This window comes from Roseovarius azorensis (assembly GCF_900109455.1).
Taxonomy (GTDB): Bacteria; Pseudomonadota; Alphaproteobacteria; order Rhodobacterales; family Rhodobacteraceae; genus Roseovarius; species Roseovarius azorensis.
This window is the reverse complement of record NZ_FOAG01000003.1, coordinates 232170-249037: the sequence shown is the minus strand read 5'-3', so window position 1 is coordinate 249037 and position 16868 is coordinate 232170. Positions and strand designations below refer to the sequence as shown.

Genomic DNA, 16868 nt, shown 5'->3' with positions numbered 1-16868 from the left:
CAAGCATCATCCTCCGGCCTGACCGGAGGATCCTGCGCGGTCGGGAGATCCTCGGGTCAGGCCCGAGGGTGACAGGGCGAGAAGGCCGTGCCCGCCACCCAGACCCGTGCGATGGTGCGGTCGTCGCCCATCATCAGGGTGGGAAAGAGCGCCTCCCAGATGTCCCCGGCGCGGGCGCTGCGTTGGGCGATTGCGGGGGTCGAGGCGAGATCGAGCGCGACCAGATCGGCCTCCATCCCCGGTGCGATATTGCCGATCAGGTGGCCCATGTGCAGCGTCTGCGCCGAACCGGCGGTGGCGAGCCACAGCAGTTGCGCGGGATGCAGCGCCGTGCCGGTCAGTTGCCCGATCTCATAGGCCGCCGCCATGGTGCGCAGCATGGAAAACGACGACCCGCCGCCGGTGTCGGTGGCAAGGCCCACGCGCTGACCCTCGGCCATGCGCGCGGCAAGATCGAAAAGGCCCGAGCCGATGAAGGTGTTGGAGGTCGGGCAATGGATCAGTGCCGCGCCCACCTCGCGCAGGCGGTCGCGTTCGCGGGACGTAAGGTGGATGGCGTGACCATAGAGGCCGCGCGCGCCCAGCAGGCCATGCGCCTCGTAGGTGTCGAGATAGTCGCGGACCTCGGGGTAGAGCGATCTGACCCAGGCAATTTCGTCGGTCTGTTCGCTCAGATGGGTCTGCATCAGGCAATCGGGATGCTCGGACCAGAGCGCGCCCAGAGCCGAGAGCTGATCCGGTGTCGAGGTGGGCGAAAACCGCGGTGTGATGGCGTAGGACAGGCGATCCACGCCATGCCAGCGCCGCAGGAGCGTCTTGCTGTCGTCATAGGCGGATTGCGCGGTGTCGCGCAGCCCCTCTGGCGCGTTGCGGTCCATGCAGGTCTTGCCCGCCACAGCGCGCAGGCCGCGCGCCTGCGCCGCCTCGAAGAACGCATCCACGCTGGCGGGGTGGATGGTGCAATAGCTGGCGACGGTGGTGGTGCCGTTGGCGAGCGTCAGGTCGAGGTAGCGGTCGGCGATCCGGCGCGCATATGCCGGGTCGGCAAAGCGCATCTCTTCCGGGAAGGTATAGCTGTTCAGCCAGTCGATCAGACGTTTGCCCCAGCTGGCGATGATCGCGGTCTGCGGGTAATGCACATGAGCATCGACAAAGCCTGCGGTGATCAGTGCATCGCCCATGTCCACCCGTGCCACCTGCGGCGCCTGCGCGCGCAGCGCATGTGCCGTGCCAAGGGCCACGATTCTGCCGCCCCGGATCAGGACCGCCTCGTGCAGGCGGGCGGCAGAGGCGGGATCGCCCGCGTCAAAGGGCGAGCGGTCGAAGCCGAGAATCCGGCCGGTGAGAAGCGTGTCTGGAGACATGGGACCAATCTGGCGAAAGTTTGCGCGGGATGCAGGATAGGGGGACGGATCGCCGGGGTAAATCATCCCATTGTCATTGTTTTCCTTAAGCTGCTTCTTTAAGCCTGCGCGCAGTCAGGAGCGGCAGGGGGGCGACATGGCAGAGCAGGACGATCATCCGGCCCCGGAGGTCGAGCGCGACGAGGATCATCAACCGCTGAACCGTCAGCTTATTTCGCGCATCATGTATGCGCTGGAGACCGGCGACCGCGAGATGCTGTGGGCGGAGATGGAGCCGCTGCACGCGGCCGATATCGCCGACCTTCTGGAGCAGAGCAACGCCTATGACCGGCGGCGGCTGATCGCGCTTTATGGTCAGGAATTCGACGGCGACATCCTGTCGGAACTGGACGAATCGATCCGCGAAGAGGTGATCGGCCTGTTGACGCCCGAGGTGCTGGCCGAGGCGGTGCGGGATCTCGATTCCGACGATGTGGTCGATCTGGTCGAGGATCTGGAGGATCAGCAGCAAGAGGCGATCCTGAGCGCGCTGGAGGACAGCGACCGAACCCTCGTGCAGCAATCGCTGACCTATCCGGAATATTCCGCCGGTCGCCTGATGCAGCGCGAGGTGGTGATGGCGCCCGAGCATTGGACAGTGGGCGACGCGATCGATTTCATGCGCAATGCCGAGGAGCTGCCGGAACAGTTCTATCACATCGTTCTGGTCGATCCGCGGCTGCATCCGGTGGGCAATGTCACGCTGGGGCGGATCATGGCCTCGCGCCGGGAGGTGGCGCTGAAGGATATCGTCGAAGAGACGTTTCACACCATTCCGGTGACGCGCTACGAGGGCGACGTGGCCTATATGTTCAACCAGTATCACCTGATCTCCGCGCCCGTGGTGGACGAGGAGGGCAGGCTGGTCGGGGTGATCACCATCGACGATGCCATGGCCGTGCTGGACGAGGAGCATGAAGAGGACATCATGCGCCTTGCCGGTGTGGGCGAGGGGGGGCTCAACGACAGCGTCATCGAGACGTCAAAGCAGCGGGTGCCGTGGCTGGCGGTGAATCTCGGCACGGCGATCCTCGCCTCGGCGGTGATCGCGCTCTTCGAGGCGCAGATCGCGCAGCTGGTGGCGCTGGCGGTGCTGATGCCGATTGTCGCCTCGATGGGCGGCAATGCGGGCACGCAGAGCCTGACGGTGGCGGTGCGGGCGCTGGCGACCAAGGATCTGACCGGCTCGAACGTCTGGCGGGTGCTGATGCGCGAGACCACGGTGGGGCTGATCAACGGACTGATCTTTGCGCTGGTGATGGGGGTGGTGGGCATGCTCTGGTTCGGCGGGCCGGAACTGGGCTATGTGATCGCTGCCGCGATGGTGATCAACCTGGTCGTTGCCGGACTGGCGGGGGCGGCGATTCCGGTGATCATGGACCGGATGGGGATCGACCCCGCGCTCGGGTCCGGGACATTCGTGACCACGGTGACCGATGTGGTGGGATTCTTTGCCTTTCTGGGGCTGGCGACGGTGTTTCTGTTATGAGCGATCTGGCCGAAGTGAAGGCTGTGGCGCGCAAGGCGGCGTTCGCGCGCCGGGCGGTGGCGCATCGCGTCTGCGCGCCGGGGGCGGCGGCGCGGCTGTCGGGGGTGCTGGCGGGGTATCGCGGCGTGCCGGTTTCGGGTTATCTGCCGATCCGCACGGAAATCGACCCGCGCCCGGCGATGGCCGAGGCGGCGGCGCATGGCGTTGTCGGCGTGCCGGTGATCGAGGGTGCGGGCCTGCCGCTGAAATTCTCGCGCTGGGAGCCGGATTGCGCGCTGCGCGAGGGGCCGTTCGGCGCGATGGTGCCGGAGGTCGACGATTTCATCGAGCCCGAGATCCTGATCGTGCCGCTGGTGGCGTTCGACCGGGCGGGCGGGCGGTTGGGCTATGGCGGGGGGTTCTATGACCGCACGCTGGAGATTCTGCGCGCCGCGCGCCCGACGCTGGCCATCGGGTTCGCCTATGGCGCGCAGGAGGCGGCGGGGCTGCCGCTCGAGCCCACCGATCAGCCGCTCGACATGGTGGTGACAGAGGCGGAGGTGATCGAGTTTGGCCGAACATGACTATACTGCCCGTGTGGTCTGGACCGGCAACCGGGGCGAGGGGACGGCGCATTACAGGGGTTATGACCGCACCTGGAACGTGGAGACGCCAGGCAAGCCGGTGATCCGCTGCTCGAACGATCCGCTGCTGGGGGGCGATCCGGGGCTGCACAATCCCGAGGACATGCTGATCGCGGCGCTGGCCGCCTGTCACATGCTGTGGTTCCTGCATCTGGCGAGCGACGCGGGTATCGCGGTCACGGCCTATCAGGACGATCCGCTGGCGGTTGGCGAAACCGATAGCAGTGGTGCCAGCCGGTTCCTGCGTGCCACGCTGCGGCCCCGGATCACGGTGCCTGCGGGAACGGATCTGAACAAGGCTGACGCGCTGCACGGGCGGGTGCATGATTACTGCTTTATCGCGCGGTCGGTGAATTTTCCGGTGGATTGCAAGGCGCGGTATCGGGTCGGGGCCTAAGCATGCTGGCCGGATGATGCCGGGCGTGGGGCTTCGTGCTTGCCCTTTGGTGGGCGCCGCCCTAACAGGGATGCCATGAAAATTCTGTTTCTGGGCGATGTGATGGGGCGTGCCGGGCGCGCGGCGGTGGCGGAACGGCTGCCAAGGCTGCGCGCGGCGTGGAAGCTCGATTTCGTGGTGGTGAATGGCGAGAATGCCTCGGGCGGGATGGGCCTGACGGCGGCGCATGCCAAGGGGTTGTTCGAGGCGGGCGCGGATTGCGTGACGCTGGGCGATCATGCCTTTGACCAGAAGGACATGTTGCAGGCGGTCGAGCATGAGAGCCGGATCATCCGGCCGCTCAACTATGCCAAGGCCGCGCCGGGACGCGGGCACCGGGTGTTCACCGACGGGCGCGGGCGCAAGGTGCTGGTGACGCAGGTGTTGGGCAATGTGTTCATGCGGCGTGCCTTTGACGATCCGTTCTCGGCGATTGATGTGGTGTTGCGTGCGCATCCGCTGGGCGGGGCGGTGCAGGCGGCGATTGTCGACATGCATTGCGAGGCGACGAGCGAGAAGATGGCGATGGGGCATTTCTGCGAGGGGCGCGCGAGCCTTGTGGTGGGCACGCATACGCATATCCCGACGGCGGATGCGCAAATCCTGCCCGGCGGCACGGCGTTTCAGGGCGATGCGGGCATGTGCGGCGATTATCTGAGCATCATCGGCATGGACAAGGCCGAGCCGATGCGGCGTTTCGTGACCGGCATGGGCAAGGAGCGCCTGACTCCCGCGATGGGGGCCGTCACCGTGTCCGGCGTTTATGTCGAAACCGACGACGCCACGGGCCGCGCGACGAGGATCGAGATGGTCCGGCAGGGCGGGCGGCTGGAACAGTCGGGTCCGTGAGCGCGTCGGCGAATCGGGCTTGTCGCGCGGTTCGCGATCGGGGAAACTGGCGCGGGGCAGAAGAGGGCGACATCAAGTGATCGAATTTCTGGGACTGTCCCAGACCGGGCAGGCGGTTCTGACACTCGCCGTTCTGGCGACGATGCTGGTTCTCTTTGTGCGCGAGACCTATCCGACCGAGGTTGTGGCGATTGCCGGAGTGGCGGTGCTGCTGGTGGTTGGGGTGCTGCCTTATCAGGCGGCGCTCGAAGTGTTTTCCAACCCGGCGCCCTGGACGATTGCGGCGATGTTCATCGTTATGGGGGCGCTGGTGCGCACTGGCGCGCTCGATGCCTTTACCTCGCTGGCTGACCGGAAGGCGCAGCACAGCCCTAGGCTGGCGATCGGGATGCTGCTGCTGGCGGTGGTGGTCGGCTCCGCCTTCATGAACAACACGCCCGTGGTGGTGGTGATGATCCCGGTCTTTGTGCAATTGGCGCGGACGCTCAAGATACCTGCGAGCAAGCTGCTCATTCCGCTCAGCTATGCCGCTATTCTGGGTGGCACGACGACGTTGATCGGCACCTCGACCAATCTGCTGGTGGACGGGGTGGCGCGCACGCAGGGACTGGCTCCGTTCACCATATTCGAGATTGCCCCGCTGGGCATCGCACAGGTGATTCTGGGGGCTGTCTATCTCAAGTTCTTCGGCCCCATTCTATTGCCATCACGCGACAGCATGGCGGATATGCTTTCGGACCGCTCGAAGATGAAGTTCTTTACCGAGGCGGTGATCCCGCCTGACAGCAACCTGATCGGCCGCGAGGTGAACGGCGTGCAGCTCTTCAAGCGCGAGGGGGTGCGGCTGGTCGACGTGATCCGGGGCGATCAGTCGCTGCGCCGCAACCTTGAGGGTGTCACGCTACAGGTCGGCGACCGGGTGGTGCTGCGCACGCAGATGACCGAGCTGTTGAGCCTGCAGCGTGACAAGAGCCTGCGTCGCGTCGATCAGGTCTCGGCGGTGGAGACGACCACGGTCGAGGTGCTGATCACGCCGGGTTGCAAGATGGTGGGGCGGTCGCTGGGGGGGCTGCGGCTGCGGCGGCGGTATGGCGTCTATCCCCTGGCGGTGCATCGGCGCAACCAGAATATCGGGCGGCAACTGGACGAACTGGTGGTTCGGGTTGGCGATACGCTGCTGCTGGAGGGTGCGCCCGAGGATATTCAGAGGCTTGCGCGCGAGATGGATATGGTCGATGTCTCGCATCCCTCCGCGCGGGCGTTCCGGCGCGGTCACGCGCCGCTGGCGGTGCTGGCGCTGGCCGGGATCGTGGTGCTGGCGGCGCTGGGGGTTGCGCCGATTCTGGTGCTGGCGGTGATTGCGGTGGCTCTGGTGCTGCTGATGCGCTGCATCGATTCCGACGAGGCGCTGTCGTTCATCGACGGGCAGTTACTGGCCCTTGTCTTTGCAATGCTGGCGGTGGGGGCAGCGTTGCAGGCTTCGGGCGCGGTGGAACTGATCGTGGGGGCGGTTGCGCCGCATATGACGCATCTGAGTCCGTTCCTGATCGTTATGGCGGTTTACGCGCTGAGTTCCCTGCTGACCGAAGTGGTCAGCAACAATGCCGTTGCGGTGGTAGTGACGCCGATTGCAATCAGCCTGGCGGACGCGATCGGGGTCGACCCACGCCCGCTGGTGGTGGCGGTGATGATGGGAGCGAGTGCAAGTTTCGCCACGCCCATCGGCTATCAGACCAATACGCTGGTTTACGGCCCCGGCGGCTATCGCTTTACCGATTTCCTGCGGGTAGGCATCCCGCTCAACGTAAGCATAGGATTGCTGGCGAGCGTGCTTATTCCGCTGATCTGGCCGCTGTGAGCCCGACCGCTCAGAGCGGCCAGACGATGAGGATGAGCGGCACCGAAACCGCGACGACCAGGAGTTCGAGCGGCAGGCCCATGCGCCAGTAATCGCCGAAGCGATAGCCGCCGGGGCCGAGGATCAGGGTGTTGTTCTTGTGCCCGATGGGCGTGAGAAAGGCCGAGGAGGCCGCCACCGCCACCGCCATCAGGAAAGGATCGGGCGACACGTCGAGCGAGCGCGCCATCTGCACCGCGACCGGGGCCGCGACGATGGTCGTGGCGGTATTGTTGAGCACGTCCGACATGGTCATGGTGACCGCCATCAGGATGGTCAGCACGGCCCAGGCCGGCCAGCCCGCGGTCAGATCCACCAGCGCCGAGGCGATGAGCCGGGTGCCGCCCGCCGCGTCGAGCGCCGCGCCGAGCGGGATCATCGAGCCCAGCAGCACCACCACCGGCCATTCGATGCTGTCATAAAGCTCGTTCAGCGGGATGATGCGCGTCAGGGCATAGGCAACCACCACCAGCCCCAGGGCAATCGACAGGCTGAGCCAGCCGAGGCTGGCCACGATGACCGCCGCGGCGAAGAGGCCGATGGCGGCCCAGGTCTTGCGGTCCTGGGTTACCGCGAGGCCGCGATTGGCGAGCGTCAGGCCGCCCAGCCAGTCGGTGACATCCTGCCCCCGATCCTTGGGCACCAGCAGCAGCAGGATATCGCCCGGCTGGATCGCGGTCTTGCGCACCGCCTGGGTGATCTTGCGTCCCTGCCGGGAGATGCCCAGCAGCACCGAGCGCTGACGCCAGTGCAGGCCGATGGACTGGGCCGATTTGCCGACCGCCTTTGCATCGTGGGGCACGACCACCTCGATGATGTCGAGCCCGTCATTCTCGGCGCGCAGGGCGCGGTCGTGTTCTTCTTCGGCGAAGGCCAGCGAGAGGCTGGCGCGGAATTCGTCGAGTGCGTCGGGCTGGGCCTCGATCACCAGGGTGTCGCCTGGCTTGAGGCGCGCATTGGCGGCCGTGCCATAGCGCCGTTTTCCGTCGCGGATGAGGCCGAGGATGGCGACATCGCCGCTGTCCGCCTCTTCCTGCAGTTCGATCAGCCGCTTGCCGATATGCGAGGATTCGGCGGGCACGGTGAGTTCGGCGATGTAGTCGTCGAGATCTGATGCCTCGATCACCGCGTCCTCGCGCAGGGGTATGAGACGCCAGCCGATGAGCGCGATAAAGACAAGGCCGGCCAGCGCCACGGCGCCGCCGACCGGGGCGAAATCGAACATCTTGTAGGATTGGCCGAGCGCCTCTTCGCGAAACGAGGCGATGATGATGTTTGGCGGCGTGCCGATGAGTGTGGCCATGCCGCCGAGGATGGTGGCGAAGGACAGTGGCATCAGGCTCAGCCCGGCGGCGCGTTTGGCCTTGCGCGCGGTCTGCACGTCGACCGGCATCAGCAGCGCCAGCGCCGCCACGTTGTTCATGAAGGCCGAGAGCACCGCGCCGACGCCGCCCATGATCATGATGTGATGCGCCAGCACGCGCGAGTGGTCGATCAGGGTGCGGGTAATGAGCAGCACCGCCCCCGAGCGCGTCAGCCCCGCCGAGACCACGAGCACCAGCGCCACGATCAGCGTGGCGGGGTGACCAAAGCCGGAAAACGCCTCTTGCGCCGGAACGACATTCAGCACCACGCCCGCCAGCAGGGCCGAGAACGCCACGAGATCATAGCGGAACCGCCCCCAGAGCAGCAGACCGAAGACGGTCGTGAAGAGCGCGAAAAGCGTGATCTGTTCATAGGTCATGCGACCTGTCATAGATCAGAACCGGATGACGGTCACGGGTTTGCGTCCGCATCGGCGGATTTCGAACCGGCGGGCGGGGCCAAGAGGGGCGTTGCCCTGTTCCGCCCGAGCGGATAAAAGGCGGCAGATTTTCGGGATTGCAGGAGAAGACACGATGGCCGGCCATTCGAAATGGGCGAATATTCAACACCGTAAGGGGCGGCAGGATGCCGTTCGGGCAAAACTTTTCTCGAAGTTTTCCAAGGAGATCACGGTGGCAGCCAAGATGGGCGATCCCGACCCGGAGAAGAATCCGCGCCTGCGTCTGGCGATCAAGGAGGCCAAGGCGCAGTCTATGCCCAAGGACAATATCGAGCGCGCGATCAAGAAGGCGGTGGGCGGCGATGCCGAGGATTACGAGGAAATCCGCTATGAGGGTTATGGCCCCGGCGGGGTGGCGGTGATCGTCGAGGCGATGACCGACAACCGCAACCGCACCGCGAGCAACGTGCGCTCGACATTCTCCAAGAACGGCGGGAACCTGGGCGAGACCGGCAGCGTCGGGTTCATGTTCGAGCGCAAGGGCGAGATCAGCTATCCGGCTACGGCGGGGGATGCCGACACGGTGATGATGGCGGCGATCGAGGCGGGGGCCGAGGATGTGGAAAGCTCGGACGACGGCCATGTGATCTGGTGCGCCGACACCGATCTGAGCGATGTGGCGGGCGCGCTGGAGGGGACGCTGGGCGAGTCGGAATCGACCAGGCTGGTGTGGAAGCCGGTGACCACGACCGAACTGGACCTTGAAGGCATGCAGAAGCTGATGAAGCTGATCGAGGCGCTTGAGGACGACGACGACGTGCAGCGCGTCACCGCCAATTTCGAAGCCTCTGACGCGGTGATGGAACAGCTCTGAGACGGGGAGGGGGCCGGAGGCCGGGGTGAACCCCGGCTTGCGGGAGCATCTGGTCTGGAGTGGAGGTTGATATTGCCACTCGCGCAACTCACAAGCGGTTGTTCCAGCTCTGCAACAGATATGGGCGCGAAATGTTGCCCCGCCTTAGCCCCGCGCCAGTCGGGCGGCGCGGCCGCCGCGGCGTTTTTTCAGCATTCCCGCCCGGTCGGGCAGCGCCGTCATGATTTCGTGCCGTTCGGCGGGGGTCATTCTGGACCAGCGCGCGATCTCGTCGACCGAGCGCAGGCAACCGGTGCAGATCCGTGCCTCGGGGTGGACCACGCAGATCTTGACGCAGGGGCTTTCGACCTCGTTGCGCCGCCATGGCGTTTCATCTGTCATGCTCTGCCCTCATATGGCCCATCCGGTCCAGCACTCCCTGCAGGATATAGGCCGCGGCGATGTTGTCGATCACCTGAGACCGACGCTTTCGTGTCGCATCCGCCTCTAGCAGCGCCCTTTCGGCGGCCACGGTGGACAAACGCTCGTCCCAGAAGCCGATGGGCAGGTCGGTGAGTCCGGCCAGATTACGGGCGAAGGCGCGGGTGGACTGGCATCTTGGTCCCTCGCTGCCGTCCATGTTGCGGGGCAGGCCGAGGATGATGCCGCCGACCTCGCGGGCGGCGGCGATCGCCAGCAGGCGGGCGGCGTCGGCGGTGAATTTCGTGCGCTGCACGGTCTCGTGCGGGCTGGCCACCGACCAGAGCCGGTCCGACAGGGCGACGCCGATGGTCTTTGTGCCCAGATCAAGGCCAAGGATCGCGCGGCCTGCGGGCAGGGCGGCGGCAAAGCTCTCGATGTCCTCGCAGATCATTCCGCCACGCCCGCGTTTTCCGCCGCCGCGCGCACCGTGATCAGCCGGTTGGGATACTGTGCGAAGACCGCCTGCGCCTCGGTCCAGATGCGGCGCGCATTGTCGGTCTCGCCCAGCACGCCGTAGGCGGTGATGAGGCGCGCCCAGTCCTCTGCGGTGCCGCCCTCGGTGGCCAGCCGGTCGGCCAGCCCGGTCACCATGCCGCGGATCATCTGCTGGCGTGCGGCGGGATCCATGTCCTCGGCGGCCAGCATGTCGGCATTGGAGGGGCCGGAGGCCCTGTCGGGTGGCGGCAGGCTGTAGCGTTCGCCGGCGCGCGCTGCGACCTCCTGGATCTGGGCGCGGATCGGCTCGGCCCAAGGCGCGTCGGTGGTGCTTTCTTCCAGCAGGTCGCGCCAGAGGCGGAAGGCGGCGTCGGGCCGGTCTACCTGGAGGTAGTACATGCCCAGGTAGAATCGCGCCGTGGGTTCGCGCGGTTCGCGCTCGAGCGCCGCGCGCAGCGCCGCCTCGGCCTCGGCCGAGACATAGCCGCCGCTGGCGTTGATCATCAGATCGGCCAGCATGGCGTGGTCGCTGGCGGTGGCCGCGTCGCCCTTGACGGCGATCAGTTGCGCCTGCGCGCGATGCGCCGCCGCCATGTTGCCGAGCGCCGCCTCGCTGCGCACCAGAAAGCCCAGCCCCTGCCGGTCCCCGGGCCGCTCGGCCACGGTCTTGCGCAGCTGTTCGATGAGGCGCAGGTAGTCGTCGTTCACCCCTTCGGGTAGAGGTGTCTCGTCGGGGCCGAAGCGGTCCTCGGCGGTGGCCTGATCCAGCCGCGCCTCGCGCGCCGCATCCGAGGCGGCGATGCGCGCGGCGTAGGGCAGATCCGTATAGCCGGGCGCGCCGATGCGGTCGTAGATCAGCACGCCGCCCCCGGTGATCCCCGCCACGATGAGCAGCGCCATGACGAACCCGGCGGCGCGCGGCTGTCCGCCGTCCTCGCCGCCTTTTTGCAGTTGCGCATCGGTCGCAAGGATCTTGCGCGCGATCTCGGCGCGCAGACGCGCTGCGTCTTCTGGTCCGATGACACCCCGCGCGGCATCGCGTTCGGTTTCCCTGAGCTGGTCGCGGTAGACCCGCAGGTCATAGGCGGCGGGCGGCGCGTCGCCGATGCGTCCGCGCAGCAGGGTCAGCGCCAGGATGGCCCCCACGCCGATCGCCAGTGCCGCAACGATGATCCAGAACGCCATGACCTCTCCTATTTCGCCTGTCCCATGTAACCGTCCCGGCGCGAGGAAAAAAGGGGCATCTGGTCACGCCCGCGTGCGTGCCCCGCGCCGCAATGTCGCAATGTCGCTATTGATGCTGGAATCGCCGCCCGGAGTATCCTTTGCAAGACTGCGCCGTCGCATTACGGTGCCAACCGCAACCCCACGCGAATCCACCAACCCCGAGAGCGCGCATGAAACATTATTCCGCCTTTGCCGTCGCCCGAGAGGCCCTGCGTTACCACATGGGATGGGAGCGCGCCTGGGCCTCGCCCGAGCCGAAGAAGAAATACGATGTCATCATCGTGGGCGCGGGTGGGCATGGTCTGGCCACCGCCTATTACCTTGGCAAGAATTTCGGCGTCACCAATGTCGCGGTGCTGGAAAAGGGCTGGCTGGGGGGTGGCAACACGGGGCGCAACACCACCATCATCCGCTCGAATTACCTGCAGGATCCGTCGGCGGCGATCTACGAGAAATCGCGCAGCCTCTACGAGACGCTGAGCCAGGATCTCAATTACAACATCATGTTCAGCCCCCGTGGCGTGATCATGCTGGCGCAGACAGAGCACGAGGTGCGCGGCTATCAGCGCACCGCCCATGCCAATGCGCTGCAAGGGGTCAGGACCGAGTTCATCTCGCCCGCGCGGGTCAAGGAAATCGTGCCGATCATCAATCTGGACGGGCCGCGCTATCCGGTGCTGGGCGGTCTGTGGCAGGCGCGCGGCGGCACGGCGCGGCATGATGCGGTGGCCTGGGGCTATGCGCGGGCCTGTTCGGCCATGGGCATGCACATCATCCAGAAATGCGAGGTGACGGGTATCCGCCGCGAGGGGGGGCGCGTCACCGGCGTGACCACCAATCGCGGCGATATCGCCTGTGACAAGCTGGGGCTGGTCGTCGCGGGGCATTCGGGGCATCTGGCCGATATGGCCGGGTTCCGCCTGCCGATCGAATCCGTGGCGCTTCAGGCGCTGGTTTCCGAGCCGATCAAGCCCTGCATGGACTGCGTCGTCATGGCCAATACCGTGCATGGCTACATGAGCCAGTCGGACAAGGGCGAAATGGTCATCGGCGGCGGCACCGACGGCTATAACAATTACACGCAGCGCGGATCGTTCCATCACATCGAGGAGACGGTGCGCGCGCTGATCGAGACCTTTCCGATGGTTGCGCGGCTCAAGATGCTGCGCCAGTGGGGCGGGATCGTGGACGTGACGGGGGACCGCTCGCCGATTCTGTCGAAAGCGCCTGTCGATGGCATCTTCATCAACTGCGGCTGGGGCACCGGCGGCTTCAAGGCGATCCCCGGCTCCGGCTGGGGTTTTGCCGAACTGATGGCCAAGGGGCATTCGCCGCTCTGCGACGAATTCGGCCTCGACCGGTTCTATCAGGGGCGGTTCATTGATGAGTCAGTGGCTGCTGGCGTTGCCCACTAAGGAGTACCCGACAATGCTGATCCTCACCTGCCCCTGCTGCGGCGTCACGGGCGAAGAAACCGAATTCCACCAAGGCGGCGAGGCGCATCTCAAGCGTTTCGGCCCCGGCTCTTCGGACGATGACTTTCACACCTACATGTTCGCCAAGGAAAACCCCAAGGGCGCGCATTTCGAGCGCTGGCGGCACAATAACGGCTGCGGCAAGTGGTTCATCGCCGCGCGCGATACCGTGACGCTGGAGGTTTACGGCACATACCCTGCACAGACCCATGAGCCGCCACAGCATATCCGCGACGCGATCACCGCCAGGCGTCCCGGCTGGACGTGGAGGGAATTCGCATGAGCCTTCATCTTGCCAGAAATATCCACAGCACCACGCCCCAAACGGGCACGAGGGTTTAGGACATGAGCACACGTCTGGCCAAGGGTGGCCGCCTTCTCGACAAGGGCCGCGCCCTCAATTTCACCTTCAACGGCAAGCGTCTGCGCGGGCATCCCGGCGATACGCTGGCCTCGGCGCTGCTGGCGAACGATCAGATGCTGGTGGGGCGCAGTTTCAAGTACCACCGTCCGCGCGGCATCGTGGCAAGCGGGGCGGAAGAGCCAAATGCGCTGGTCGGGCTGGGCGAGGGAGCGCGGTTCGAGCCGAACCAGCGCGCCACCACGACCGAGTTGTTCGACGGGCTGACCTGTATCAGCCAGAACCACTGGCCGAGCCTCGATTATGACATCGGCGCGGTCAACACGGCGTTTGCGCGGTTCCTGCCCGCGGGGTTCTATTACAAGACCTTCATCCATCCGCGCCCGTTCTGGAAACATGTCTACGAGCCGTTCATCCGTCAGTCCGCCGGTTTGGGCAAGGCCCCGAACCCCGGCGATCCTGACCGCTACGAGCATTTCTATGCGTTCTGCGACGTGCTGGTGATCGGCGGCGGCGTGGCCGGTCTGCAAGCCGCTCTGGCGGCGGCAGAGGCGGGCGCGCGTGTCATGCTGATCGAGCAGACCGCCCATTGGGGCGGTCGTGCGCCGGTCGATGGCGGCGAGGTGGGTGGTCAGCCCACCGAGGAGTGGATCGAGGCGACTGTTGCAAAGCTGCGGGACATGCCCAACGTCACCCTGCGCCTGCGTTGCATGGGGGCGGGGGTCTATGATCATGGCTATGCCCTGGGGTATGAGCGGGTCAGCGATCACGCGCCCGAGGCGGACGCGCCACGCCACCGGCTGTGGCGGATTCGCGCGGGCCAGATCGTGACCGCGACGGGCGCCATAGAGCGGCCGCTGAGTTTCGCGGGCAACGACGTTCCGGGGGTGATGCTGGCCTCTGCGGTGCGCGATTATGCGGTCAATTACGGTGTTTCGGCGGGCGACCGCACGGTGGTTGTCACCAACAACGACGATGCCTATCGCACAGCCATCACGCTGAAACAGCTGGGTCTGGAGGTGCCGGTGATCCTAGACGCGCGGGCGTCGGGCGGGGGCGCTCTGGCGGATGAGGCGCGCGCGCTGGGCATCCGGGTCGAGAACGGCAAGGCGATTGCAAAGGTCAAGGGATCCAAGCGCGTCGAGGGCGTTGCGATTTGCGCGCAGGCGGGCGAGGGCGCGGTTCTGGAAGAGCTGAAATGCGACGCCATCGCCATGTCGGGCGGCTGGTCGCCGGTGGTGCATCTGTGGTCGCATTGCGGTGGCAAGCTGATCTGGGACAGCGCGCAGGCGCATTTTCGTCCCGATCCGGCCAATCCGCCGAGGGGTGCGAAGGGCGAGGGATTCGTCAGCGCCGCCGGGGCGGCCAATGGCGCGTCCGATCTGGCGGGCGTTCTGACGGATGCCGACGCGGCGGGCAAGGCGGCGGCCAAAGCGGTGGGGCACAAGCCCAAAACCACCGCCGCGCCCAAGGGGTCGCAGAGCGTGGAGGCCCCGATGCAGGCGGTCTGGCTGATGCCGCAGGGGGCGGGGATCAGGCTGCGGATGAAATCCTGGCTGGATTATCAGAATGACGTCAAGGTCTCGGACGTGCAACTGGCCGCGCGCGAGGGCTATGAATCGGTTGAGCACGCCAAGCGCTACACGACGCTCGGCATGGCGACCGATCAGGGCAAGCTGAGCAATATCAACGGTCTGGCGATCCTTTCGGATGCGCTCAACCAGCCCATCCCGCAGACCGGCACGACCACCTTTCGCCCGCCCTATACGCCGATTTCCCTGTCGGCCATCGCCGGTTCGGCGCGCGGCGAGATATTCCAGCCGATCCGCAAGACGCCGATCCATGACTGGCACGAGGACAACGGCGCGCATTTCGAGCCTGTCGGCCAGTGGCGGCGTCCCTATTGTTTCCCGAAGGGCGAGGAAAGCCACCGCGACGCGGTGAACCGCGAGATCAACCAGACGCGCGCGCGTCTGGGGCTGCTCGACGCCTCGACGCTGGGCAAGATCATCGTCAAGGGGCCTGATGCGGGCAAATTCCTCGACATGCTCTATACCAACATGATGAGCACGCTGAAGCCGGGCAAATGCCGTTATGGGCTGATGTGCAACGAGAACGGGTTTCTGGTGGATGACGGCGTGGTGGCGCGCATCGACGAGGACACGTTCCTGTGCCACACCACCACCGGCGGAGCCGAGTCGATCCACGGTCACATGGAGGACTGGCTGCAATGCGAATGGTGGGACTGGAAGGTCTATACCGCCAATGTGACCGAGCAATATGCGCAGATTGCCGTGGTTGGCCCCAAGGCGCGCGAGACGCTGGCCAAGCTGACCACGGACGATCTGAGCAACGAGGCGCTGCCCTTCATGGGCTGGGCGGATATCACGCTGGCGGGGATGCCGGTGCGCGTCTATCGCATCTCTTTCTCGGGCGAGTTGAGTTATGAGATTGCCGTTGCCGCCAGCCTTGGCCGCGCGCTCTGGGATGCGCTGCTGGAGGCGGGGGCGGAGCATGGCGTGACGCCTTACGGCACCGAGGGGCTGCATGTGATGCGCGCCGAAAAGGGGTTTATCATGATCGGGGACGAGACCGATGGCACGGTGATCCCGCAGGATCTGAACATGCAGTGGGCGATTTCGAAGAAGAAGGACGATTATCTGGGCAAACGTGCGCAGGAGCGCAGCCATATGACGGACCCGAACCGCTGGAAACTGGTGGGGCTGGAGACGCTCGATGGCTCTGTCCTGCCCGACGGGGCCTATGCCACGGCGGCGGGCCACAACGCCAACGGTCAGCGCAACACGCAGGGGCGTGTCACCTCGACCTATTTCTCGCCCACGCTGGGGCGGGGCATCGCGATGGGGCTGGTGCATGACGGCCCGGACCGCATCGGCGAGGTGATCGAGTTTCCGAAGGTCGACGGCGGTGTCGTGAAAACGAAGATCGTCGATCCGGTCTTTTACGACAAGGACGGGGAGAAGCAGAATGTCTGATGCCGTGACCGCCCTGAACGGGGCCCGCTACGAGGGATTTGCCACGATCGAGGATCAGGGTCTTACGGGCATGATCACCCTGCGCGGCGATCTGGCAAGCAAGGAGGTCAAGGCGGCGGTCAAATCCGCGATCGGCCTTGCCGTGCCCGCGCAGCGTCAGGCGTTGACGGGCGATGGCGCCGCAGCACTCTGGATGTCGCCGGACGAGTTGCTGCTGATGTGCCCCTATGACAAGGTGGGCGATACCATCGCAGCGCTTGAGCAAGCCCTCAAGGGGCAGCATTTTCTGGCGGTCAACGTGTCTGACGCGCGCTGCTTTATGCGTATCTCGGGCAGGGGCGCGCGCGAGGTGCTGGCCAAGGTGTGTCCGGTGGATCTGTCGCCCGATGCCTTTACCCCCGGCATGTTCCGCCGCACCCGCATGGCGCAGGTGCCAGCCGCCTTCTGGCTGGACGAGGCGGGCGCGTTCCATCTGGTCTGTTTCCGTTCGGTGGCCGATTACGCCTTTGACCTCCTGAAGGCATCGGCAAGACCGGGGGGCGAGGTCGGGTTATACGCCTGACCCCGCCAATCCCG

15 protein-coding genes are annotated in these 16868 nt (G+C 65.8%); 10 read left to right on the top strand and 5 right to left on the bottom strand.

What is annotated here, in order from left to right; translation table 11 throughout:
* Positions 1-56: 56 nt before the first annotated feature.
* On the bottom strand, positions 57-1364 hold the full coding sequence (gene guaD / locus BSG08_RS06655) for a guanine deaminase (RefSeq protein ID WP_093034305.1): 1308 nt from the start codon (positions 1362-1364) through the stop codon (positions 57-59).
* Positions 1365-1500: 136 nt separating this feature from the next.
* Here guaD and mgtE point away from each other — a divergent pair, with 136 nt between their 5' ends.
* The 5 genes from mgtE (at position 1501) to BSG08_RS06630 (ending at position 6658) form a co-directional block, all read left to right on the top strand.
* Positions 1501-2892 carry a magnesium transporter gene (mgtE, locus tag BSG08_RS06650; RefSeq protein ID WP_093033966.1) on the top strand — a complete coding sequence of 464 codons (1392 nt, stop codon included), beginning with the start codon at positions 1501-1503 and terminating at the stop codon, positions 2890-2892.
* Entirely contained in the window at positions 2889-3455 is a 567-nt protein-coding gene (locus BSG08_RS06645) for a 5-formyltetrahydrofolate cyclo-ligase (protein ID WP_093033963.1), read from the top strand. The genes mgtE and BSG08_RS06645 overlap by 4 nt, the downstream gene beginning before the upstream one ends.
* Entirely contained in the window at positions 3442-3912 is a 471-nt protein-coding gene (locus BSG08_RS06640) for an OsmC family protein (RefSeq protein ID WP_093033960.1), read from the top strand. The genes BSG08_RS06645 and BSG08_RS06640 overlap by 14 nt, the downstream gene beginning before the upstream one ends.
* A 75-nt stretch (positions 3913-3987) precedes the next feature.
* Positions 3988-4800, top strand: coding sequence for a TIGR00282 family metallophosphoesterase (locus tag BSG08_RS06635; RefSeq protein WP_093033958.1), 813 nt, complete (start codon positions 3988-3990; stop codon positions 4798-4800).
* 79 nt (positions 4801-4879) lie between these two features.
* Positions 4880-6658 carry an SLC13 family permease gene (locus tag BSG08_RS06630; RefSeq protein WP_093034302.1) on the top strand — a complete coding sequence of 593 codons (1779 nt, stop codon included), beginning with the start codon at positions 4880-4882 and terminating at the stop codon, positions 6656-6658.
* Between the two features lie 10 nt (positions 6659-6668).
* Here BSG08_RS06630 and BSG08_RS06625 read toward each other — a convergent pair whose 3' ends face one another.
* Complete coding sequence (locus BSG08_RS06625; protein WP_093033955.1) at positions 6669-8441, bottom strand: SLC13 family permease; 1773 nt, start codon at positions 8439-8441, stop codon at positions 6669-6671.
* A gap of 154 nt (positions 8442-8595) precedes the next feature.
* Here BSG08_RS06625 and BSG08_RS06620 point away from each other — a divergent pair, with 154 nt between their 5' ends.
* Positions 8596-9336: a YebC/PmpR family DNA-binding transcriptional regulator gene (locus BSG08_RS06620; RefSeq protein ID WP_093033952.1), complete on the top strand. Its 741-nt coding sequence runs from the start codon at positions 8596-8598 to the stop codon at positions 9334-9336.
* A gap of 144 nt (positions 9337-9480) precedes the next feature.
* Here the strand turns inward: BSG08_RS06620 and BSG08_RS06615 are convergent, their stop codons facing one another.
* The 3 genes from BSG08_RS06615 to ccmI are packed head-to-tail and all read right to left on the bottom strand — an operon-like array spanning position 9481 to position 11418.
* Positions 9481-9717, bottom strand: coding sequence for a DUF1289 domain-containing protein (locus BSG08_RS06615; RefSeq protein WP_093033950.1), 237 nt, complete (start codon positions 9715-9717; stop codon positions 9481-9483).
* Complete coding sequence (gene ruvX / locus BSG08_RS06610; RefSeq protein WP_093033947.1) at positions 9707-10189, bottom strand: Holliday junction resolvase RuvX; 483 nt, start codon at positions 10187-10189, stop codon at positions 9707-9709. The genes BSG08_RS06615 and ruvX overlap by 11 nt, the downstream gene beginning before the upstream one ends.
* A complete protein-coding gene (ccmI, locus tag BSG08_RS06605; RefSeq protein WP_093033945.1) occupies positions 10186-11418 on the bottom strand; it encodes a c-type cytochrome biogenesis protein CcmI in 1233 nt (410 codons plus the stop codon). The genes ruvX and ccmI overlap by 4 nt, the downstream gene beginning before the upstream one ends.
* A gap of 212 nt (positions 11419-11630) precedes the next feature.
* Between ccmI and BSG08_RS06600 the strand changes: the two genes are divergently transcribed.
* The 4 genes from BSG08_RS06600 (at position 11631) to BSG08_RS06585 (ending at position 16854) form a co-directional block, all read left to right on the top strand.
* A complete protein-coding gene (locus BSG08_RS06600; RefSeq protein WP_093033942.1) occupies positions 11631-12875 on the top strand; it encodes a sarcosine oxidase subunit beta family protein in 1245 nt (414 codons plus the stop codon).
* A gap of 13 nt (positions 12876-12888) precedes the next feature.
* Positions 12889-13218, top strand: a complete 330-nt coding sequence (locus BSG08_RS06595) for a sarcosine oxidase subunit delta (protein ID WP_093033939.1) — start codon at positions 12889-12891, stop codon at positions 13216-13218.
* 62 nt (positions 13219-13280) lie between these two features.
* Positions 13281-16292, top strand: a complete 3012-nt coding sequence (locus BSG08_RS06590; RefSeq protein ID WP_093033936.1) for a sarcosine oxidase subunit alpha family protein — start codon at positions 13281-13283, stop codon at positions 16290-16292.
* Entirely contained in the window at positions 16285-16854 is a 570-nt protein-coding gene (locus tag BSG08_RS06585) for a sarcosine oxidase subunit gamma (RefSeq protein WP_093033933.1), read from the top strand. Before BSG08_RS06590 ends, BSG08_RS06585 begins: the two co-directional genes overlap by 8 nt.
* The last annotated feature ends 14 nt before the right edge of the window (positions 16855-16868 follow it).